Raw genomic sequence first — 21,568 nt, 5'->3', positions numbered from 1 at the left:
CGATCAAGCCCCGGGTCATCCGGTGAGCGCGGCCGCCAGGACGACGAGGACCGCGGTGCCGCCGAGCTCGCAGGCCGCACCCAGGACGTCGCCGCTCATCCCGCCGAAGCGTCGCCGGGTGTGCCGGGCCAGGCCCACCACCAGCAGCGCCGCGAGCAGCACCGCCCCGGCGACGGCGAGCACCGCCCCGGCGGCCGCCCCCGCCCGGTCTGCGCCGACGAGTGCCCCCGCCCCGGCCGCCGCCAGACCGGTCCACCACAGCGGCGCCACCCACACCGGCTGCGACCCGGCGACGGTCGCCCCCAGCCCGCCGGGCCGCGCGGCGGGCGTCCCGCGGCGCGCAACCCAGCAGAACCCGGCCCGCCCGGTCGCCGCGGCCAGCGCGCAGACGACGAGCACGACCGCGGGCGGCGCGGACGCCAGCTGCGCGAGGGCGGCGGCGCGGGCGCCCAGCACCACCAGCAGCGTGACGACGGCGAACGGTCCGGCCCCGCCGTCGGCCATGATCCGCAGCGCCCGCTCCGGCGGGCCGTAGCTGCCCAGGCCGTCGGCGGTGTCGGCGATGCCGTCGACGTGCATCCCGCGCGTCGCGAGCGCTCCCGCCCCGACCGTCAGCAGGCCCGCGACCAGCGGGGACACCCCGGCGGCGACCAGCCCGGTGAGCAGCGCCCCGCCCGCGACGCCGAGCCCGGCGCCGACCAGCGGCGCCCAGCGCAGGGCGGCCGCGGCGACGCCGTCGGGCAGCGCGCCCTCGTCGGAGGTGCGGACCCGGGCGGGCACGACGGTCAGCCAGCTGACCGCCAGCGCGAGCCCGGCGAGGGGACCGGGCCGGGGTCCGCTCACCGGCCGAGGCCGGCCGGCGCCGTCACGTCACCCGGGACGACGCCGGTGTCGTGCGCGGTCCCGGTCTCGGCGAGCAGGCGCGCCGCGGTGACCAGCAGCGGCAGCGCCGTCACCGCGGCGGTGCCGTCCTCGGTGCGCACCGCCAGGTCCAGCAGCGGCACCAGCGACAGGTGCTCCAGGACGAGCGTCGCGGCCGGTTCGGTCGACGGCTGCGCGGCGACCCACCAGTCCTTCGCGCCGGGGGCCAGCTCGTCGGCGAGCAGGGCCGCCGCGCCGACGGCCAGGCCGTCGAGCACCGCGGGCACCTTGCGCTCCGCGGCCCGGGCGAGGAACCCGGCGAGCACGATCAGGTCCGTGCCGCCGACGGTGCGCAGCAGCGCCAGCGGGTCGCGCAGGTGCGGACGGGCCCGGCGCAGCGCGTCACGGATCGCGACGGCCTTGCGCATCCAGGCGCGGTCGTCGATCCCCGACGCCCGCCCCACGACGGCGACGGGCTCGGCCCCGGTCACGGCCGCGACGATCGTCGCGGCGGGGGTCGTCACGCCGACGGCGAGCGTCGCCGGGATCAGCAGGTCCGCGCCGGCGTCGATCTCGGCGTCGGCCAGCCGCCGCCCGGTCAGCCACGCCGCGGTGGCGCGCTCGCCGTCCAGGGCGTCCTCGCGGTCGATCCGGCCGGTGCCGTGCGCGACGAGCCAGCCCGGCTCGGCGCCCTCGGCCCTGGACACGAGCCCGACGTCGACGACCCGCACGGTCGCCCCGGCGGCCCGCGCGGCGACGGTGACCGGCAGCCGTCCGGCCGCGGCGGCGGTGGCGCGCACCGCGGACACCTGCGGCGGGTAGGCCGAGACGCCGTTCGCGGCGATGCCGTGGTCGGCGGCGAGCAGCACCACCCGGGCGCGCACGGGCGCCTGCGGGGGACAGGTGCCCTGGCAGGACGCCAGCCACACGCCCAGCTCGCCGAGCCTGCCGAGCCCGCCGGTGGGCATCGCGAGCCCCTCGACCAGGGCGACGGCCTCTCGGCGGCTGCGGGAGTCCGGCCGTCCGACGGTGACCGGGACGATCTCCACGTCGGACTCGGTGACCGAGGCGGGTGTCGTCGCGGCCCCGGCGACGGCGCCCGCGGCCGCCCCGGTCGCGGGGAGGACCGCACCCGGGACCCCGGCGGGGGTGCCCGCGACGTCACCGTCAGGGTCGGCGACCTCGGCCCCGGCGGCCCCGCCGGCCGGAGCACCGCTCCCGTCGGGAGCCGCGGACCCGGTGGCGGAGCCGGGCGACCCGGTGGCGGAGCCGGGCAACCCGGTGGCGGAGCCGGGCAACCCGGTGGCGGAGCCGGGCGAGCCGGTGGCGTCGAGCCCGGCAGCGGGTCCCGCGGCGGCGAGATCGGCGCGTGCTCCCGCGGCCGGCGCCGCAGGTCCGGGTGCGGCGGCGATGCCGGCCGGAGCGGCGGAGGCGTCCGTGGCCGGAGCGGGCAGGGCGAGGGCCCGCCCCGCCACCACCAGCACGACGTCGTCGCACACCCGCGCGACGGCGGCGTTCAGCTCGCCCAGCCGGTCGCGGAACAGCCGCCCGGCGCGGGTGTCCGGCACGACCCCCAGCCCCGTCTCGGCGGACACCAGCACCAGCGGACCCGGCGCGGCGGCGACCGCGGCGACCAGCCCGTCGACGGCGGCGTCGACCGCGGCGGGCACGACCGGGGCGTCCCAGGCACCGGCGTCGTCGAGGACCCCGGTCAGCCAGGTCGCCAGGTCGTCGACCAGCACCGGGCCGGGCCGGGCGAGCGCGGCGGCCAGCTCGGTGCCGCCGACCTCCTCGGTGGTCCAGTGGGCGGGGCGCCGGGCGGTGTGCGCGGCGATGCGCGCGTCCCAGTCGGTGTCGCCGGGGATCCGCCGGCCGGTCGCGAGATAGCGGACCGCCGCGTCGTCGCCGAGCAGTTCCTCGGCGTGCCGCGACTTGCCGGAGCGCGTGCCCCCGAGGACGAGCGTCCGCAGTTCGACGGGAGGAGTCACGCCGCACATCGTGTCCTACCGGTCCCCGGTAGCGTCGCGAAGGTGCTCGATCATCTGGTCCTGGCCACCCCCGACGTCGACGACACCGCCGCTGACCTGGCCGGACGTCATCTCCACACGCTCGAGGGCGGGCCGCACGTCGGTGTCGGCACCCGCAACCGGCTGGCCGGGATCGGGCCGGGCCGGTACCTGGAGGTCGTCGGCCCCGACCCCGCGCAGGACGAGCCGGGCGCACCGCGCCCGTTCCGGATCGACACCCTGACCGCACCCGCGCTGGTGACCTGGGCGGTGCGCGTCGACGACCTCGACGCCGCGCTCGACGCGGCCCGCGCCGCCGGGCACGACCCGGGACCCGCCCGGGACATGTCCCGTCGGCGCCCGGACGGCACGCTGCTCGCGTGGCGGCTCGCGTTCCCTCCCGACGACGCGGGCGGGGTGCTGCCGTTCCTCATCGACTGGGGCGCCACCCGGCACCCGTCGGCCGACCTGCCGGTCCCGGCGAGCCTGCGCACGCTGCGCCTGACCCACCCCGATCCGGAGCGGGTGACCGCACTGCTCGACGCCGTCGGTGCGGGTGGGGAGGCCGAGGTCGTCGCGGGGGAGACGCCGTCGCTGCAGGCCGTGCTGGACCTGCCCGGCGGGCCGCTCGTGCTCTGAGAGCCGGGGCCCGCCGGGACGGTGTCAGACCGTGTCGCCGCGCTTGACGCGCGGCTTGGGCACCCGCATGCGGCGCGGCTGGGTGGCGCGGGAGAACGCGTACCACCCGGTGCCGAGGCCCTTGATCTCCTCGTCGGGGAACTTCGCGCGGGCCTTCTTCAGGACCTGCATGCCCAGCAGCGTGCCCTCGACGACCATCACGATCAGCATCAGGAACGTGAACAGCGTGACGTACTGCTGGATCACCGGGTTCTGGATCAGCGCGGCGACCAGCACGAGCGCGGCCAGCGGCAGGAACAGCCCGATGACGTGCGGGGCGCGAGTCCACGATGTCGCGCACGTAGGCCCGCACCTTGCCGCGGTCGCGGGGGAGCAGCACGCGGTCGTCGCCGGCGTCCATCCGCTTGCGGCGCTCCAGCGCCTTCGCCCGGCGCTCGTCCTTCGACGGCCGGGCGGCGCGGGCCAGCTTCGCGGCCTCCCGCTGGGTGCGCGGCGGGGGCGGCGCGGGACCGCGCCGCCTGCCCTCGGCGTCACGGCGCTTCGGTGTCGCCCGGCCCTTGCCGGGGGTGGTGTGGGGACGCGAGCGGGTCGCGCCCTCGTCCTCCGTCTCCGCAGCGTCCGTGCCCGCCGGGGACTCGACGGCCGTCTGACCGGCCTGGTCGGAGCTCTCGGAGCGGCGCAGGAACCTCACAGGTGTCCACAATACGGGCCGCCGCTAGCCTGCCCCGCATGCGCATCGTGGTGGCTCCCGACTCCTTCGGTGGAACCCTCAGCGCACGGGAGGCGGCCGAGGCGATCGCCGCGGGCTGGCGGCGCGGCGTGCCCGGCGCCGACGTCGCGATCGTCCCCCTCGCCGACGGCGGCACCGGCTTCGCGGAGGTGCTGCACACCGCGCTCGGCGGGACCGTGCACGAGCGGGAGGTCACCGGCCCGCTCGGTGACCCGGTGACCGGGTCCTGGCTGCGCGTCGGCGACACCGCCTACCTGGAGTGCGCCTCGGCGTGCGGGCTGCACCACGTCCCGCGCGAGGACCGGGTCCCCGGGGTCGCCCGCACGGCGACGACGTCCGGGGTGGGGGAGCTGCTCGCCGCCGCCCGCGACGCCGGCGTCACCACCGCCGTCGTGGGGCTCGGCGGGTCCGCCACCACCGACGGCGGCGCCGGTCTGCTGGCCGCGCTCGGCGCCGTCCCCGTCGACGACGACGGCCTCCCGCTCCCGCCCGGCGGCGCGGCCCTGGACTGCTGCGCCCGCCTCGACGGGACCCCCGACCTGGGCGGGATGACCCTGGTCGCGGCGAGCGACGTCGACAACCCGCTGCTCGGACCGCACGGCGCCGCCGCCGTGTTCGGCCCGCAGAAGGGCGCCGACGACGCCGCCGTCACCGAGCTGGACGGCGCGCTGACCGTGTTCGCCGGGGTGCTCGCCGACCTGGCCGGGCGCGAGGTGCGCGACCTGCCCTCGGCCGGCGCCGCGGGCGGTCTCGGCGCCGCGCTGCTCGCCCTCGGCGCGCGGGTCGAGTCCGGTGCCGGGCTGGTCCGCGGCCTGGTCGGGCTCGACGCCGAGCTGGACGCCGCCGACGTCGCCGTCACCGGGGAGGGCAGCTTCGACTGGCAGTCGCTGCGCGGCAAGCTCGTCACCGCCGTCGCCCGGGGTGCGGCCGACCGCGGGACGCCGTGCGTGGTGCTGGCCGGGCAGGTCAGCGTCGGCCGCCGGGAGGCCGCGGCGGCGGGGGTCGACGCGGCGTTCGGGGTGGCGGAGGAGTTCGGCCTGGAGGCCTCGATGGCCGACCCGGCCGGGACCCTCGCCGACCTGGCCGAACGCGTCGCTCCCCGCTGGAGCCGGTGAGCCCCGTCACCCGCCCGTCGGCGAATCGCACGGTCTCCGCCCGGATGCGGACCCGCCCGACGTCGTACTATGGATTCCGACGCCCGGTGGGAACAGGGCGGACCACGCACGTTGTTGGGAGAGTCATGACCGTTGACAACACCTTGGACGCGGGCGCGACCACGGAGCAGACGCACGGCGTGGAGCTGACCGACTCCGCTGCCGTCAAGGCGCGCACCCTGCTCGAGCAGGAGGGCCGCGACGACATGCACCTGCGCATCGCCGTGCAGCCCGGTGGCTGTGCCGGCCTGCGTTACCAGCTCTTCTTCGACGACCGGTCGCTCGACGGTGACCTCTTCCGTGACTTCCACGGTCTCAAGGTCGGCGTCGACCGGATGAGCGCCCCGTACCTGCAGGGCGCCACGATCGACTTCGTCGACACCATCGAGAAGCAGGGCTTCACGATCGACAACCCGAACGCGGGCGGCTCCTGCGCCTGTGGCGACAGCTTCAACTGACGTCGCACAGCAGCACCTCCGAAGGGCCCCGCCGGTGATCTCCGGCGGGGCCCTTCGCCGTGGGTGACGTAGGGTCCCCTGTGTGCCTATTGCCGTGACGGGGTCGATCGCCTCCGACAACCTCATGCATTTCCCGGGGAAGTTCTCCGAGCAGATCCTCGCCGACCAGCTGGACCGGATCTCGGTCAGCTTCCTGGTCGACGACCTGACGGTCCGCCGGGGCGGCGTGGCCGGCAACATCGCCTTCGCGCTCGGTGTGCTCGGCCAGAACCCGGTGCTGATCGGCGCCGTCGGTGCCGACTTCGCCGAGTACAAGCAGGTCCTAGACGACCTGGGTGTCGACACCTCCGGGGTGCACACCCACGACGACGTCCACACCGCCCGCTTCGTCTGCACCACCGACGACGACATGCGCCAGATCGCGTCCTTCTACACGGGCGCCATGGCCAAGTCGAAGGAGATCGAGCTCGCCCCGATCGCCGAGCGCGTCGGCGGGTTCGACCTGGTGCTGATCGGCGCCAGCGACCCCGAGGCCATGCTGCGCCACACCGACGAGTGCCGCACCCAGGGCTACCCCTTCCTCGCCGACCCCTCCCAGCAGCTCGCCCGGATGGAGGGCCCCGAGGTCCGCCGCCTCATCGAGGGCGCCACCTACCTGGTGACCAACGACTACGAGTTCGAGCTGCTGCTCAAGAAGACCGGCTGGACCGCCGAGGAGATCGGCGCCAAGGTCGGCACCCGGATCACCACCTTCGGCGAGAAGGGCGCGCTGATCGTCGAGGCCGACGGCACCGAGACCCGGATCGACGTCGTCCCGCCGACCGAGCTGGTCGACCCGACCGGTGTCGGCGACGCCTGGCGCGCCGGGTTCCTCACCGCGCTCGGCGCGGGGCTGCCGCTGGAGCGTTCGGCCCAGCTGGGTGCGCTCATCGCGACCTACGTCCTGGAGTCCGACGGCCCGCAGGAATGGACCTGGGACCGCGACGCCGCCCTCACCCGGCTGCGCGACGCCTTCGGTGACACCGCCGCCGACGAGATCCGGGCCGTCCTGCCCGGCTGACCCCCGCCGTACGAGAACGGGCCGGCACCCCCGCGGGGGTGCCGGCCCGTCGTCGTGCGGGGACCGCTCAGATCTTGACCGGGTAGGTCGGGGTCGGGACCTCGGGCACGATCCGCTTCTCGACGAAGATCCCGTGCCACAGCAGGAAGACCAGCACCGCCCAGATCCGGCGGGAGTGGTCGACCGGGCCCTCGCGGTGCGCGTCGAGCATGCGGTGCACGGCCTGCAGGTCGATCAGGTGCCCGGCACCGGAGTTCTGCAGGATGTCGCGCGCCCAGGCGTACATCTCGTCGCGCAGCCAGTGCCGGATCGGCACCGGGAAGCCGAGCTTGGGCCGGTTGAGCACGTGCGGCGGGATGATGCCCTCGCAGGCCCGGCGCAGCGCGTACTTCGTGGTGCCGTTCGAGCCGTGGGTGATCTTCTGCGACTGCGGCAGCGACGAGGCGATGTCGAAGACCTCGGGGTCGAGGAACGGCACCCGCAGCTCCAGCGAGTGCGCCATCGTCATCTTGTCGGCCTTGACCAGGATGTCGCCGCGCAGCCAGGTGAACAGGTCCACGTGCTGCATCCGGGCGACCGGGTCCCAGTCGTGGCTGGCGAAGTAGTGCGGCGCCGTCACGTCCTGGTGCGACACGCGCGGGTCGTAGCCGCGCAGGACCTCGTGGAGCTGGTCGTCGCGGAAGATGCGGGCGTTGCCGTAGTAGCGCTGCTCCATCGACAGCGACCCGCGGCGCAACAGGTCCTTGCCCCGCATGCCCTCGGGCATCTTGCGCGACGCCCGGCGCATGAGCGGCTTGAGCGTGCCGGGGACCTTCTCGAACGGCGACAGCGACAGCGGCTCGCGGTAGATCGAGTACCCGCCGAACAGCTCGTCGGCGCCCTCGCCGGACAGCACGACCTTGACGTGCTGACGGGCCTCGCGGGCGATGAACCACAGCGGGACCAGCGCCGGGTCGGCGACCGGGTCGTCGAGGTACCAGATGATGAGCGGCAGGGCCTCCATCATCTCGTCCGGCTTGACGGTGCGGACCACGTGCCGCACGCCGATCGCGGCGGCCGACTCGGCGGCCACGTCGACCTCGGAGTAGCCCTCGCGCTCGAACCCGGTGGTGAAGGTGATCAGGTTCGGGTTGTGCTCCTTGGCGAGCGCCGCGATCGCGGTGGAGTCGATCCCGCCGGACAGGAACGCACCGACGGTCACGTCGGCCCGCATGTGCTTGGCGACCGAGTCGCGCAGCACGTCGGCGATCTCGCCGTGCACGATCGCCTCCGCCTCGGCGCTGGCCGGGGCGTGGCTGGGCAGCGAGATGAACTTCGGCGCGAAGTAGCGCTGGTGCAGCGGCTCCTCGCCGGGGCGCACGGTGACGTGCGTGCCGGACTCGACGCGCGAGATCATCCGGTGCAGCGACATCGGCTCGGGCACGTACTGCAGGGTCAGGTAGTGCTGCAGCGCGGCCGGCTCCAGGTCCAGCCCGATCTCCAGCTCACCGGCCAGCGACAGCAGCGACTTCTTCTCGCTGGCGAACGCGGTGCCGACCGGGGTGGTGGCCAGGAACAGCGGCTTGATGCCGAACGGGTCGCGGGCCAGGAACAGCTCGCGCTCCACGACGTCCCAGATGGCGAAGGCGAACATGCCGCGCAGGCGCTGCACGGCGTCGGGGCCCCAGTAGTGGAACGCCGCGACGATGACCTCGCCGTCGCCGTCGGTGGCGAACGCCGCGTCGTAGGTCTCGATCAGCTCCTCACGGAGCTCGAGGTAGTTGTAGATCTCGCCGTTGAAGACGATGGTGTAGCGGGTGTCCTCGCCCGGCACCGGCCCCCAGTGCAGGGGTTGGTGGGAATGGTCCACGTCGATGATCGACAAACGGTTGAACCCGAGGACGAGGTCGTGGTCGTTCCACGTCTCGCTCTCGTCGGGTCCCCGGTGCCGCGCACAGCGCAGCCCGTCGGCGATCGGGTCGACCCGGGTCGCGGCGTCCGCCCCGGCGGTCAGCAATCCCAGCAGTCCGCACACACCGGTCAGTATGCCGAGTCAGCCGGACGGGTCTCGCGCGCCCCGGTGCGAAACGGTCTTCCCGCTGCGAGACTGCCTGTTTCCCCTGCGGCGGTGACGACGTTCACGCCCTGTCCGGGAACCCCCGGGGGGCGCGGCCCGACCGGGGTTCGTCTAGGCTCTACGCGAGGTCGAAGACGGTGCTCCATACGGGTGGCACATGATCCCCTTCGACCGCGGTGTCGTGACGGCGGAGCAAGGAAGAACGTGCTGGCAGTGCGGCGTACGCAGGAGACGACAGGAAGGCGGCGTGCAGTGGCCCGAACCGAAGGCCGCTCCCGGATCGCCCGGGCGGCGAAGGTGGCCGTGGTCGGCCTGCTGGCGGCTCCGGCTCTGGCCGGTTGCTCGGTCCAGGAGGTCATCCGGTTCGGGTGGCCCGAGGGGGTGACCCCCGAGGCCGAGTCGATGCGCAACCTGTGGACCTGGTCCGCGATCGCGGCGCTGGTCGTCGGTGTCATCACCTGGGGCGCCATGTTCTGGGCGATGATCCTGCACCGGAAGCGCAAGGACGACGACGGCTCGCTGCCGCGCCAGACGCAGTACAACCTGCCGGTCGAGCTCGTCTTCACGGCGATCCCGACCGTCATCGTGGCCGTGCTGTTCGGCTTCACGGTGAACGTGCAGAACTACATCGACAAGGAGAACCCGACCGCGGGTGGCCCGGCCGACCTGCGGGTCGACATCGTCGGGTTCCAGTGGAACTGGGAGTTCTCCTACCCCGACGAGGCCGGCCAGGGCGGACGCCCGGTGAGCACGCTGGGGACGAGCGACACGATCCCGATCATGGTCCTCCCGACCGACCGGTCGATCCAGTTCACGCAGCGCTCGCCCGACGTGATCCACTCGTTCTACGTGCCGGAGTTCCTCTTCAAGCGCGACGTCTTCCCGTTCCCGGAGCGGAACGAGCAGGACAACACCTACATCATCGACCGGATCGACCGTGAGGGTGCGTTCGTCGGTCGCTGCGCCGAGCTGTGCGGCACGTACCACTCGCAGATGAACTTCGAGGTGCGTGCCCTGGAGCCCGCGCTGTTCGACCGGTACATCCAGCTCCGCAAGGAGACCAACCCGCAGACCGGGCAGGCCTACTCGACCGGCGAGGCGCTGCAGGCGCTGAACTGCGGCGAGTGGTGCGCGCCGGAGGCGATCAGCACGCAGCCGTTCTCGACCGACCGCGGCCAGCTGGCCGCGCAGGTCACGGGCTGAGGGAGGACGCGCACCCATGAAGATCGAGTCCCGGCTCTTCGAGATCGTCACCGGCTTCTTCATCCTGGCCGCGCTGGCGTACATGTTCATCGCCGGTGAGGTCGTCGGCGTGACCGCGTTGTGGCTGACCGCGGGTCTGTCGCTGATCGTCGGCACGTACTTCCGGTTCGTCTCCCGCCGCCTCGAGGAGCGCCCCGAGGACAACCCCGACGCCGAGGTGTCCGACGGCGCCGGCGAGGTGGGCTTCTTCTCCGCCGGCAGCTACTGGCCGCTGGGCCTGGCCGCCGCGGCCGCCTTCGCCGCCCTGGGTGTGGCCTTCTGGTACGCCTGGATGATCGTCATCGGCATGACGCTGGTGCTGATCGCCGTCGGCGGCCTGGTGTTCGAGTACCACCGCGGTCCCGCCGCGCACTGACCACCACGCGAACCGGCCCCATCCCCGTCACCGGGGGTGGGGCCGTTCGTCGTTCCGGGGTGCTCAGGCGCTCGCGTGCCCGGCGGGGGTGCCGACGTAGTGCCGCTCGATGTCCTCGACGAGCGTGGGCCCGGTGGGGTGCCAGCCCAGCAGGGCGCGCGTCCGGTCGCTGCGGGCGACGACGTCGAGCTCGGCGAAGGCGCCCAGCCAGCCGAAGTGCTCGCTCGGGACCTCCTGCACCGGCACGCCCAGCCCGCGGCCGATCGCCCCGGCGATCTCGCGCATCGGGACGCCCTGCTCGCCCGCGGCGTGCAGCACCGTGCCGGCCGGGGCGGACTCGCAGGCCAGCCGGAACAGCCGGGCCGCGTCGCCGACGTGCACGGCGGGCCAGTGGTTGCCCCCGTCGCCGACGTGGCCGCTGACCCCGGTCCGCCGGGCGGTGTCGACGAGCACGGACACGAAGCCGGTGTCGCCCGCGCCGTGCACGGTCGGGGCCAGCCGGACGCTCGCCGAGCGCACGCCCGCCGCCGCCAGGTCGAGGACCTCCCGCTCGGTGAGCATCCGGCCCGCCGCGGGGCTGTCGGTGGCGGGCAGGTCGTCCTCGTCGACCGGGGCGCCGGAGCCGTGCCCGGCGAGCCCGGAGGCGATGACGAGCGGGCGGTCGGTGCCCCGCAGCGGCGCGGCCAGCGCCGCGACGGCCGCGCGGTCCGCCGCGACCGCGGCCGGGAAGTCGCCGCCGAAGGCCAGGTCGTGCTTGAAGGCGAGGTGGACGACGCCGTCGACCTGCGACGCCGTGGTCGACAGCAGGTCGAGGTCGTCCAGGTCGCCGCGGACGACCTCGGCCCCTGCAGTGTCGAGGGCGGTCGCGCCGGCGTCGGAACGGGCCAGCCCGACGACCCGGTGGCCCGCGCCGAGGAGCTCGGGGACGAGGGCGGAGCCGATCCAGCCCGTCGCCCCGGTGACGAGGATGCGCATGAGGTGCCTCCGTGTGACCGTGATGACCGGTGATGTCATCTGGTGCCATCACCGTACACCGCGATGACACCAGGTGTCGTCACGTAGGCTCGGGGCATGGGCAGATGGGAGCCGGACGCCGCCGGGCGGCTGCGCGGAGCGGCGCTGGACCTGTTCGAGGAGCACGGCTTCGACGGCACGACGGTGGAGGACATCGCGTCCCGGGCCGGGGTCACCAAGCGGACCTTCTTCCGGCACTTCGCCGACAAGCGCGAGGTGCTGTTCGGCGGCGACTCCGGGGAGTCGTTCGTGTCGCTGTTCGCCGCGGGACTGGCCGCGGCGGACCCGGACCTGCCGCCGGAACGGGCGCTGACCGGTGCCCTCGAGCACGTCGCGGCCACGTTCGAGGGGCGGTGGGCGTTCGCGCGGCGCCGGCGGGGGGTGCTCGCGGCGAACGCGTCGCTGCGCGAACGGGAGCTGGTGAAGATGGAGTCCGTCGTGGGCGTGCTCACCGACGGTCTGCGCGCCCGCGGTGTGGCCGACCCCGCGGCGACCGTGGCGGCCGAGGCGGGCGCGGCGGTGTTCCGCACGGCGTTCGCGCGCTGGGTCTCCGCCGAGGAGGAGGGGGACCTCGCGGCCGAGGTCCGCACGGTGGCCGCCGCGCTGCGGGGCGTGGTCGCCGGGGGATGACCGGCGGTACGGCCGGGCCGGACCGCCGGGGTGCGGTCAGCCCCGGGCGGCGCGGCCGAGCGCGTCGCGGGCGATGATGACCTGCTGGATCTGGCTGGTGCCCTCGTAGATCCGGAAGAGCCGGGCGTCGCGGTAGAACCGCTCGACTGCGACGCCGCGCATGTAGCCCGCCCCGCCGTGCACCTGCACCGCGCGGTCGGCGACCCTGCCCACCATCTCCGAGCAGAAGTACTTCGCGGCGGCGGGCCCGGAGACCATGTCGGTGCCGTCGTCGAAGCTGCGGGCGGCGTCGAGGACCAGGCCGCGGCCCGCGCGGGCGTCGGTCACCGAGTCCGCGACCAGGCCCTGGACCAGCTGGAACCGGGCGATCGGCTTGCCGCCCTGTTCGCGGGTCCTGGCGAACTCGACGGTCTCGTGGACCAGCCGGTCGGCCATCCCGACGCAGACCGCGCCGATGTGCAGCCGGCCGTGGGCGAGGCACTTCGCGGCGACGAGGAAGCCCTTGTCGATGCCCTCCTCGCCGCCGACGACGTTCTCGAACGGGACGCGGACGTCGTCGAGGTACACGTCGGCGGTCCAGGCGCCGAACTGGCCCATCTTGTGGTCCTTCGGCCCGACCGAGAGGCCGGGGGTGCCCTTCGGGACGAGGAAGGTCGAGATGCCGCGGTTGCCGGGGGCGTCCGGGTCGGTCCGCGCGAACACCATGATCACATCGGCGACGGGGGAGTTGGTGATGTAGCGCTTCGAGCCGTTGAGGACCCAGCCGTCGCCGTCGCGGACGGCCCGGGTGGTGAGCGAGGAGGGGTCGGAGCCCGCGTCGGCCTCGGTCAGTCCGAACGAGGCGGTGACCTCGCCGGAGGCCAGCCGGGGCAGCCACTGCTTCTTCTGCTCCTCGGTGCCGCCCTCCAGCAGCACGTGCCCGGCGATGCCGTTGTTGGTGCCGAACAGCGAGCGCAGCGCGGGGGTCGTCCAGCCCAGCTCGAACGCGAGCCGGACCTCCTGCGAGGCGGTCAGGCCGAGGCCGCCGTACTGCTCGGGGATGGTGAAGCCGTAGAGGCCCATCTCCTTGCACTGGGCGACGATGCGCTCGGGGACGGCGTCCTCGGCGTCGATCCGCTCCTCCTGCGGCACCACCTCGGTGCGGATGAAGTCACGGACGGAGTCCAGGACGTCGATGAGGTCGGCGGGGTCCACGGGCACACCTTCTCGCGTCGTCGCGTCTGTTACCGAGGGGTAGCTCACCATGTCGCCCCGTCCCACGCGACCCCGGCGGGGTGTTCGTCACCGCCTATCCTCGGGGTGCACCCGTGCCGCGCCGAGCAGGAGGACCGCATGTCCGAGGAGCCGGCCGACCGCGACGTCGCCACCCGCCCCCGCCCCGCCCCCGACGAGCCGGGCGGCAGCCCGCTGGACCCGCACCTGGTCCGCGCGCTGGAGGGCTGGGGCAACGGGGCGCTGCGCGAGTACCTGCTGCGCGACGGGGGCCTGCACCTGCCGCACCCGCCGGGCTGGCCGTCGTCGTGGCCGGGGCGCACCCGGCTCGGCGCCCAGATGGCCTACCTGCTGACCGGGCTGCCGCTGGCGGTCGTCAGCGGGGTCGTGGTCCTGGTCGGGCTGGTGCTGGGCGCGGGGACGTTCGTGATCTGGATCGGGCTGCCGATCACCGTCGGGCTGCTGGCCGCGGCGCGCGGGTTCGCCGAGCTGGAGCGCCGGGCCACCGAGGCCGCGACCGGCGGCCCGCTCCCGCCGCACCACTACCGGCCCAACCGCGGGCGCTCGCTGATGGGGCGGCTGTTCCGGGCCCTGGCCGACCCGCAGAGCTGGCGCGACGTCGCGCACGCCGTCACCGCGCTGCCGGTGCGGACGGTGACCGCGGCGGTCGCGCTGGTGTGGTCGGTCACCGGCCTGGGCGGGCTGTTCTACGTGTTCTGGCAGTGGTCGCTGCCGCGCGGGCCGAACAACTGGACGCTGTTCGGCTCGATCACCGGCATCGACTCCACCCTCGGCGACGTCGCGCTCAACACCGGGCTCGGCGTCCTGCTGCTGATGACCCTGCCGACGGTCGTGCGCTGGCTGACCGACATGCGTGCGCTGCTCGCCCGCGGCCTGCTCACCAACCAGACCGCCGCGCTGCGGGCCCGCGCACTGGCGCTGGCCGCCGGCCGCCGGGCGGCCGTCGCGGCCGAGGCGCAGACCCTGCGCCGGCTCGAACGCGACATCCACGACGGGCCGCAGCAGCGCCTGGTGCGGCTCGGCATGGACCTGGAGTCCGCCGTCCGGCGCCTCGACGACGACCCCGAGCGCGCCCGCCCGCTGCTGCACGAGGCCCTGGAGCAGAGCCGCGAGGCGCTCTCGGAGCTGCGCGCGCTGTCCCGGGGCATCGCGCCGCCGATCCTCGCCGACCGCGGGCTCGGCCCGGCGCTGCGGGCGGCCGCGGGGCGCTGCCCGGTCCCGGTCGACCTCGACGTCGGTCTCGCCGACGGCGCCCGGCTGCCCGCCCTGGTCGAGAACACCGCGTACTTCGTGGTGACCGAGGCGCTCACCAATATCGCCAAGCACGCCGGCGCGACCGCGGTGACGGTCACCGTGACCGTCGACGAGACCCTGCTGCGGGTCTGCGTCCGCGACGACGGCCGCGGCGGCGCCCACCCGGGCAAGGGCCACGGCCTGGCCGGGCTCGCCGACCGGCTGGAGATCGTCGAGGGACGCCTGGAGGTCGACAGCCCGCCCGGTGGCCCGACCGTCCTGACCGCGGAGGTCCCGGTCGCCGGCCTGGGGGACGCGTGACCCAGGATGGGTCCATGACGATGCGGGTGGTGCTCGCCGAGGACTCGGTGCTGCTGCGCGAGGGCCTGGTCCGGCTGCTGGAGGAGGCGGACGCGACGGTGCTCGCCGCCGTCGGGGACGGCACCGCGCTCGTCGCCGCGGTGGAGGAGCACCAGCCCGAGGTGGCCGTCGTCGACGTCCGGATGCCGCCCTCGTTCACCGACGAGGGGCTGCGTGCCGCGCTGGAGATCCGCAGGCGGTTCCCGTCGGTCGGGATCCTGGTGCTGTCCCAGTACGTCGAGGAGTCCTACGCCACCGACCTGCTGGAGGCCGGCGGCGGGGTCGGTTACCTGCTCAAGGACCGCGTGTCCAAGCTCGCCGACCTGTCCGACGCGCTCGGCCGGGTCGCCGCGGGCGGCACCGTGCTGGACCCCGAGGTCGTCTCCGCGCTGCTCACCAAGCGCCGCCGGCGCGACCCCCTGGCCGAGCTGTCCCCGCGCGAGCGCGAGGTGCTGGAGCTCATGGCCCAGGGCCGCACCAACATCGCCATCGGGCGGCTCATGGTGATCACCCAGGGCGCGGTGGAGAAGCACATCTCCTCGATCTTCACCAAGCTCGGGCTGCCGCCGTCGTCGGACGACCACCGCCGCGTGATGGCGGTCCTGGCCTGGCTGGGCTAGACCGAGCGCAGGTCCAGCGCCAGCTCGGCGGGGCCGCCGTCGTCGACGGTCACCGGGATGCCCCAGTCCTGCTGGTAGCGGTGGCAGGCGGCGAACCCGTCCGACGGGTCGTCGCAGGCCGCCGCGGTCACCGCGACCTGCAGCACCCCGGCGCCGACGCCCGGGTCCAGGCGCAGCTCGCGGGTCAGCCCGGTCGCGGTGCCCCCGCCGGAGAGCAGCAGCGACGGCGGGTCGGCCGCCACGGTCAGCGACGTCGGGTCGCCGTACCGGTCGTCGAGGTGCTGCCCGGTGGGCGGGGCGAACCCGATCCGCAGCGCCACGTCCGGGGCGAGGGCCGTCGGGGTCCGCCGGACGACGTGGGCGTCGCCGGACACCAGCGACCCCGCCGGGACGGGCAGCCGCACCAGCCGGTGCGCCGCGGACTCGACGACGACCAGCGTCTCGCCGTCGACGAGCAGGTCCGACGGTTCGGCGAGCCCCTCGGCCAGCGTCGAGACCAGGTTCGTCGCCGGGTCGAACCGGCGCACGGCGCCGTTGTAGGTGTCGGCGACGGCGACCGAGCCGTCGGGCAGCACGGTTACCCCGAGCGGGTGCTGCAGCAGCGCCTGCGCGGCCGGGCCGTCGCGGTGCCCGAACTCGAACAGCCCCTGCCCGACGGCCGTCGCGACCGCGGCGCCGGGGCCGTCGCCGACCCGGCGCAGCGCGGAGATCTCGGAGTCGGCGACCCACAGCGTCCCGTCGGGGCCGGCCGCCAGCCCGGACGGCTGGGCGAAGAACGCCTCGTCGAACGCGCCGTCGCGCAGCCCCTCGTTGGTGGTCCCGGCCAGCACCCGGGCCTCGCCGGTGGCGGGGTCGAGGGTCCACAGCTGGTGCGGTCCCGCCATCGCGACGACGACCGTCCCGCCCCACCACGCCAGGTCCCACGGCGAGGACAGCAGCGCCGACGCGGCACCGACCGCGACCCGCTCGCGCAGCTGCTCACCGGTCCCGGCCAGGGTGGACACGGTGCCGTCGGCCAGGTCGACCCGCCGGACCGCGTGGTTGACGGTGTCGGCGACCAGCACGGCGTCGCGGGAGGGGAGGACCAGCAGCCCCTGCGGCTCGGAGAACCGCGCCGTCGCCGCCGCGCCGTCGGTGAGCCCGCGCTCCCCGGACCCGATCCGGCGCACCTCGGTCTCCAGGTCGGGCTCCAGCTCGACGAGCTGGTGGTGGGCGGTGTCGGACACCAGGAACGTGCCGCCGGGCAGCGCGACGAGCTTGCCGGGGAACCGCAGCGCGGTGCCCGGCGCGGGCGGCGGGACGTACGGGTCGTCCCCGCGACGCAGCCGGTCTCCGTGCGTGTCGACCAGCTCCCGGACCAGCGCGGCCAGCCCGGGGCCGTGGCCCTCGCCCGCCATCCGGGCGACGACGAACCCGTCCGGGTCGATGACGGCCAGGGTCGGCCAGGCGCGGGCGGCGTAGGCGTCCCAGGTGGTGAGCTCGGGGTCGTCGAGGACGGGGTGGGTGACGTCGTAGCGCTCCACGGCGGCCTCGACCGCGGCCGGGTCCGCCTCGTGCAGGAACTTCGGCGAGTGCACCCCGATGATCGTCAGGACGTCACCGAACTCGGCTTCCAGGGGCCGCAGCTCGTCGAGCGCGTGCAGGCAGTTGACGCAGCAGAACGTCCAGAAGTCGAGCACCACGATCCGCCCGCGCAGCTCGGCGAGGGTCACGTCCTCGCCGCCGGTGTTGAGCCACCGCCGTCCGCGCAGCTCGGGCGCCCGCACCTTCATCCGTTCACCAGCAGTCACACCGGCCCCAACGACGGACCGGCGCGCGGGTGTTCCCCGACCACGCCACACTGATCGTCATGCCCGAGCTGCCCGAGGTGGAGAACGCACGCACGGTCCTCGCCGAGGCCGTCGGCCGCACGATCACCGCCGTCGACGACCGCGACGACTGGGTCTGCCGCCCGCACCGGCCCGGTGACATCGCCTCGGCGTTGAAGGGCGGGCGGCTCACCCGGGCGAACCGGATCGGCAAGACCATGTGGTGCGACACCGAGACCGCCGACGGCGAGGCCGGGCCCGCGCTCGGCGTGCACCTCGGGATGGGCGGACGGATCGTCGTCACCAACTCCGACGGAGAGCGCGTCGGCGGCGGCCCCGCCCGCCCCGACCGGCAGCCGCGCAAGGCCGAGTGGGACCGGTTCACCATGACCTTCGACGACGGCGGGCAGTTCCGGCTGTTCGACAAGCGCCGTCTCGGCCGGGTCCGGCTCGACCCCGACCTGTCCGGTCTCGGCCCCGACGCGGAGGGCATGAAGCCGGCCGAGTTCCGCGACCGGCTGCTGCGCGGCACGTCGGCGGTGAAGGCCCGGCTGCTCGACCAGTCCGTGCTGGCCGGCGTCGGGAACCTGCTGGCCGACGAGACGCTGTGGCAGGCGCGGATCTCGCCGAAGGTCCCGGTGCGTGACCTGACCCGCACCGACCTGGACCGGCTGCACCGCAACCTCGACCGCGCGCTGGAGCGGGCCATCGCGAACGGTGGCGTGCACACCGGTGAGGTCATCGAGCACCGGCACCCGGGCGGGCACTGCCCGCGCTGCGGCGCGGAGATGGTGCACGGGACCGTCGGCGGGCGGTCGACCTGGTGGTGCCCACAGGAGCAGGTCTGACCGGGGGCCGTGCACAATCACCCCATGCCGGACGCGTCCGACACCGCTCTGCTCTACCTCGACCGCGGCCTCGTGCGCGCCGACGACACCCCACCCGACCCCGCGGCCCAGCGCCGCGCCCATACCCTGGTGCGGACCGCCCGCGGTGCCCGGTGGGGCGTCCCGGTGCTGCTGCTCGTCGTGCTGGTGCTCGCGTTCACCCCAGTGGCGGGGGCGGCGTACTGGGTGGCGGCCGTCGTCGTGCTGGTCGGGGTCGTGGCCGCGGTGCTGCTGCTGACCCGCGCCGCCGCCGTCGCGCACGCCACGGCGGGGCTCCCGGTGCCGATCGAGATCACCGGGAAGGTCGCGACCGCGATGCGTGCCGTGCTCGCGATGACCGGTGCGCTGCGCACCCACCGGAGGGCAGGCGGTGCCGCGGAGGGGGTCGCGCTGCTGCGGCAGTGGACGACGGCGACCGAGGCACTGCGCGCGGCGTGGCTGCGCGACGACATCGGTGCCTGGCACGACCACGCCCGCACCCTCGCCGCGGCGGGGGAGCGGGCCACGCGCATCACCGGCGACCTGACCGGCGCCGGGACGCCGGACGGGGACCCCGCGGGCTGACCGGCGCCCGGACGGGGCCCGGCCGGGTCAGGCCGCGGCGGTGTCGGGTCGCCGGGTCCGCCTTGCGAGCACCAGCGACAGCACCGTCACCCCGGTGAACGCGAGCGCCGCGCCCAGCGTCCACCCGGCGAGCACGTCGGAGAGCCAGTGCACGCCCAGGTAGAGGCGGCTGAACCCGACGGCACCCGCCCACAGCACGGCGAACGCGGTGAGCAGCGTCCGCCCCCGGGAGCGCAGGACCGGCCACAGCGCCAGCACCAGCGCGGTCCACGCGGCGGCGACCATCGTCGCGTGCCCGGACGGCAGCGACTCGTTCGCGATGAACGTGACCTGCAGCTCCGCGGGCGGCCGCGGCCGGTCGATGAGCTGCTTGAGCACGGTGAACACCACGCTGGCGACGGGCGGCGTCGCGGCCAGGCACAGACCGGCGGCGGCCCGGCCCCGGAGCGCGAGCACCGCGCCCCCGACGAGCCCGACCGCGGTGCTCCCGACGGTGTTGCCGATCTCGGTGACGATCAGCGCCACCACGGTGACGCCCGGGACCCGGTCCGCGGCCAGCCCGACAGCGGTCGCGGTGTCCGCGGTCTGCAGCACCCCGGTCGCGGCCAGCGCGAGCAGCGCCGCCGCGAGGACGAGCAGCACCGCTGCGACCGGACCGGTGACGCGGGCCCGCAGCGGGGCCGACCGTGGATCGTTCACCGGCCGATTCTCTCCCGGCGGGACGACGGCCCGCCGGGAGAGGTGCGTCAGCGGCCGCGCCAGGCGCGGTAGCGGCCGATCAGCGCGGCGGTGGACGCGTCGAGACCGGCCTCGGCGGCGTCCGGCGGGTTCGGGCCGTGGAGCGCGGGGCCGAACTGCTTGGCCATGACCTTGCCGAGCTCGACGCCCCACTGGTCGAAGGAGTCGATGCCCCAGATCGTGCCCTCGACGAAGGTGACGTGCTCGTAGAAGGCGATGATCTGCCCGAGCACCGACGGGGTCAGCTTCTCGGCCAGGATCGTCGACGACGGCCGGTTGCCCGGCATCACCTTGTGCGGCACGACGTCGGCCGGAGTGCCCTCGGCCTCGATCTCCGCGGCGGTCTTGCCGAACGCCAGCGCCGCGGACTGGGCGAACAGGTTCGCCATGAACAGGTCGTGGGAGTCGGCCGCGTCCTCGCCGGGCAGGTCGTGGTGCGGGCGGGCGAAACCGATGAAGTCGCACGGCACGAGGCGGGTGCCCTGGTGCAGCAGCTGGTAGAACGCGTGCTGGCCGTTGGTGCCCGGCTCGCCCCAGAAGATCTCGCCGGTGGTCGTGGTGACCGGGGTGCCGTCGCCGCGCACGGACTTGCCGTTGGACTCCATGGTCAGCTGCTGCAGGTAGGCGGGCAGCCGGTGCAGGTACTGGGAGTACGGCAGCACCGCACGGGTGTCGGCGCCGAAGAAGTTCGCGTACCAGACGCCGAGCAGCCCGGAGATCACCGGCAGGTTCTGCTCGAGCGGGGTGCGCCGGAAGTGCTCGTCCATGGCGTGCATGCCGGCGAGGAACTCCGCGAAGTGCTCGCGGCCGATCGCGCACATCAGCGACAGCCCGATCGCCGAGTCCAGCGAGTAGCGGCCGCCGACCCAGTCCCAGAACCCGAACATGTTGTCGGTGGAGATGCCGAACTCCGACACCTTCTCCGCGTTCGTGGAGACCGCGGCGAAGTGCTTCGCGACGGCCCCGGTGTCGTCGGTCCCGAGCCCGGACAGCAGCCAGGACCGCGCGTTGCGGGCGTTGGTCAGCGTCTCCTGCGTGGTGAACGTCTTCGACGAGACGACGAACAGCGTGGTCGCCGGGGCGAGGTCGCGGGTCTTCTCGTACAGGTCGGTCGGGTCGATGTTGGACACGAACCGGCACTCGAGGTCGCGCTGGGCATAGTCGCGCAGCGCCTCGTAGGCCATGACCGGGCCCAGGTCGGAGCCGCCGATTCCGATGTTGACCACCGTGCGGATCCGCTCCCCGGTGGACCCGGTCCACGCCCCGGAGCGCACGGCGTCGGTGAACTCGCCCATCCGATCCAGGACGGCGTGCACGTCGGCGACGACGTCCTGGCCGTCGACGGTGAGCGACGCGTCGCGCGGCAGCCGCAGCGCCGTGTGCAGGACGGCCCGGTCCTCGGAGGTGTTCACGTGCTCACCGGTGAACATCGCCTCGGTGCGGGCGGGCAGGCCGGCGGCCCGCGCCAGGTCCGTCAGCAACCCGACGGTCTCGCGGGTGATGCGGTGCTTGGAGTAGTCGAGCACCAGGTCGGCCCCGGTGGCGGTGAGCGCGCCGGCGCGATCGGGGTCGTCGTCGAACAGCGACCGCAGGTGCCGCGGCTCGACCTCCGCCGCGTGCTCGGTCAGCGCCGTCCATTCCGTGGTCGCCGTGATGTCGTGGCTGTTCGTGTCGGACACGACGGCCATCATTGCGCAGCGCGGGGGTCCGAGCGCGACGGCGCGACCCGGCGGCGCGTCACTGGGCCGCTCGGGCGTACCGCCCGTCGCGCGCAGGTTCGTGCGGGACGAGCGGCCTGTCCGGATCGCCGGGCTGCACCCCGCCCCGACCGTCGGTGATCCTGTGGCGGGTGCGTCGCCGGTCACTGCGACGTCCGGGTGATGCCCGCTCCGGCAGGGA

19 protein-coding genes and 1 pseudogene are annotated in these 21,568 nt (G+C 74.7%); 11 read left to right on the top strand and 9 right to left on the bottom strand.

Going from position 1 to position 21,568, the window contains the following annotated elements; all coding sequences use genetic code 11:
* Positions 1-15 precede the first annotated feature (15 nt).
* Positions 16-843, bottom strand: a complete 828-nt coding sequence (locus DMP17_RS35475; protein ID WP_226357681.1) for an adenosylcobinamide-GDP ribazoletransferase — start codon at positions 841-843, stop codon at positions 16-18.
* The gene (locus DMP17_RS35470) at positions 840-2,849 is read right to left on the bottom strand and encodes a bifunctional adenosylcobinamide kinase/adenosylcobinamide-phosphate guanylyltransferase (RefSeq protein ID WP_337831827.1); all 2,010 of its coding nucleotides are present in this window, start codon (positions 2,847-2,849) and stop codon (positions 840-842) included. The genes DMP17_RS35475 and DMP17_RS35470 overlap by 4 nt, the downstream gene beginning before the upstream one ends.
* 42 nt (positions 2,850-2,891) lie before the next feature.
* On the opposite strand from DMP17_RS35470, the gene DMP17_RS35465 reads away from it, so the two are divergent.
* Positions 2,892-3,506 carry a VOC family protein gene (locus tag DMP17_RS35465; protein ID WP_226357679.1) on the top strand — a complete coding sequence of 205 codons (615 nt, stop codon included), beginning with the start codon at positions 2,892-2,894 and terminating at the stop codon, positions 3,504-3,506.
* A gap of 24 nt (positions 3,507-3,530) precedes the next feature.
* Here the strand turns inward: DMP17_RS35465 and DMP17_RS35460 are convergent.
* Positions 3,531-4,197: pseudogene (locus DMP17_RS35460) on the bottom strand (DUF3043 domain-containing protein).
* A gap of 38 nt (positions 4,198-4,235) precedes the next feature.
* Between DMP17_RS35460 and DMP17_RS35455 the strand changes: the two are divergent.
* The 3 genes from DMP17_RS35455 (at position 4,236) to DMP17_RS35445 (ending at position 6,908) form a co-directional block, all read left to right on the top strand.
* A complete protein-coding gene (locus DMP17_RS35455) occupies positions 4,236-5,351 on the top strand; it encodes a glycerate kinase family protein (RefSeq protein ID WP_226357678.1) in 1,116 nt (371 codons plus the stop codon).
* A gap of 125 nt (positions 5,352-5,476) precedes the next feature.
* Positions 5,477-5,848, top strand: coding sequence for a HesB/IscA family protein (locus DMP17_RS35450; protein ID WP_062395963.1), 372 nt, complete (start codon positions 5,477-5,479; stop codon positions 5,846-5,848).
* Positions 5,849-5,972: 124 nt separating this feature from the next.
* Positions 5,973-6,908, top strand: a complete 936-nt coding sequence (locus DMP17_RS35445) for a carbohydrate kinase family protein (protein WP_337832784.1) — start codon at positions 5,973-5,975, stop codon at positions 6,906-6,908.
* A gap of 67 nt (positions 6,909-6,975) precedes the next feature.
* Here the strand turns inward: DMP17_RS35445 and asnB are convergent, their stop codons facing one another.
* Positions 6,976-8,922, bottom strand: a complete 1,947-nt coding sequence (gene asnB / locus DMP17_RS35440) for an asparagine synthase (glutamine-hydrolyzing) (protein ID WP_043282739.1) — start codon at positions 8,920-8,922, stop codon at positions 6,976-6,978.
* A gap of 294 nt (positions 8,923-9,216) precedes the next feature.
* Between asnB and ctaC the strand changes: the two genes are divergently transcribed.
* Both ctaC and DMP17_RS35430 read left to right on the top strand, forming a co-directional pair.
* On the top strand, positions 9,217-10,167 hold the full coding sequence (gene ctaC / locus DMP17_RS35435; protein ID WP_226357677.1) for an aa3-type cytochrome oxidase subunit II: 951 nt from the start codon (positions 9,217-9,219) through the stop codon (positions 10,165-10,167).
* Between the two features lie 16 nt (positions 10,168-10,183).
* The gene (locus DMP17_RS35430; protein ID WP_337831826.1) at positions 10,184-10,582 is read left to right on the top strand and encodes a cytochrome c oxidase subunit 4; all 399 of its coding nucleotides are present in this window, start codon (positions 10,184-10,186) and stop codon (positions 10,580-10,582) included.
* A 63-nt stretch (positions 10,583-10,645) separates the two neighbouring features.
* Here DMP17_RS35430 and DMP17_RS35425 read toward each other — a convergent pair whose 3' ends face one another.
* A complete protein-coding gene (locus DMP17_RS35425; RefSeq protein WP_337831825.1) occupies positions 10,646-11,557 on the bottom strand; it encodes an SDR family oxidoreductase in 912 nt (303 codons plus the stop codon).
* Positions 11,558-11,653: 96 nt separating this feature from the next.
* Here DMP17_RS35425 and DMP17_RS35420 point away from each other — a divergent pair, with 96 nt between their 5' ends.
* Positions 11,654-12,226: a TetR family transcriptional regulator gene (locus DMP17_RS35420; RefSeq protein WP_337831824.1), complete on the top strand. Its 573-nt coding sequence runs from the start codon at positions 11,654-11,656 to the stop codon at positions 12,224-12,226.
* A gap of 36 nt (positions 12,227-12,262) precedes the next feature.
* Here the strand turns inward: DMP17_RS35420 and DMP17_RS35415 are convergent, their stop codons facing one another.
* Positions 12,263-13,420, bottom strand: a complete 1,158-nt coding sequence (locus DMP17_RS35415) for an acyl-CoA dehydrogenase family protein (protein WP_226357674.1) — start codon at positions 13,418-13,420, stop codon at positions 12,263-12,265.
* Positions 13,421-13,558: 138 nt separating this feature from the next.
* On the opposite strand from DMP17_RS35415, the gene DMP17_RS35410 reads away from it, so the two are divergent.
* Both DMP17_RS35410 and DMP17_RS35405 read left to right on the top strand, forming a co-directional pair.
* Positions 13,559-15,013 (top strand): sensor histidine kinase, encoded by a 1,455-nt coding sequence (locus tag DMP17_RS35410; protein WP_337831823.1) that lies wholly within the window; start codon positions 13,559-13,561, stop codon positions 15,011-15,013.
* Between the two features lie 20 nt (positions 15,014-15,033).
* Positions 15,034-15,672, top strand: coding sequence for a response regulator transcription factor (locus tag DMP17_RS35405; RefSeq protein ID WP_226358027.1), 639 nt, complete (start codon positions 15,034-15,036; stop codon positions 15,670-15,672).
* Here the strand turns inward: DMP17_RS35405 and DMP17_RS35400 are convergent.
* Positions 15,669-17,444 carry an NHL domain-containing thioredoxin family protein gene (locus DMP17_RS35400; protein WP_337831822.1) on the bottom strand — a complete coding sequence of 592 codons (1,776 nt, stop codon included), beginning with the start codon at positions 17,442-17,444 and terminating at the stop codon, positions 15,669-15,671. The genes DMP17_RS35405 and DMP17_RS35400 overlap by 4 nt on opposite strands.
* A 77-nt stretch (positions 17,445-17,521) precedes the next feature.
* Between DMP17_RS35400 and DMP17_RS35395 the strand changes: the two genes are divergently transcribed.
* On the top strand, positions 17,522-18,328 hold the full coding sequence (locus DMP17_RS35395) for an Fpg/Nei family DNA glycosylase (RefSeq protein ID WP_337831821.1): 807 nt from the start codon (positions 17,522-17,524) through the stop codon (positions 18,326-18,328).
* A gap of 24 nt (positions 18,329-18,352) precedes the next feature.
* Positions 18,353-18,931 carry a hypothetical protein gene (locus DMP17_RS35390; RefSeq protein ID WP_337831820.1) on the top strand — a complete coding sequence of 193 codons (579 nt, stop codon included), beginning with the start codon at positions 18,353-18,355 and terminating at the stop codon, positions 18,929-18,931.
* Between the two features lie 27 nt (positions 18,932-18,958).
* On the opposite strand, the gene DMP17_RS35385 is transcribed toward DMP17_RS35390, so the two are convergent.
* Both DMP17_RS35385 and pgi read right to left on the bottom strand, forming a co-directional pair.
* Entirely contained in the window at positions 18,959-19,630 is a 672-nt protein-coding gene (locus tag DMP17_RS35385) for a phosphatase PAP2 family protein (RefSeq protein WP_226366143.1), read from the bottom strand.
* Positions 19,631-19,677: 47 nt separating this feature from the next.
* A complete protein-coding gene (gene pgi, locus DMP17_RS35380; protein WP_374228675.1) occupies positions 19,678-21,348 on the bottom strand; it encodes a glucose-6-phosphate isomerase in 1,671 nt (556 codons plus the stop codon).
* Positions 21,349-21,568: the final 220 nt, after the last annotated feature.

Source organism: Pseudonocardia sp. TMWB2A, from assembly GCF_017312135.1.
Note: the sequence above shows the minus strand (reverse complement) of the source record. Positions and strands in the feature narration are given on the sequence as shown.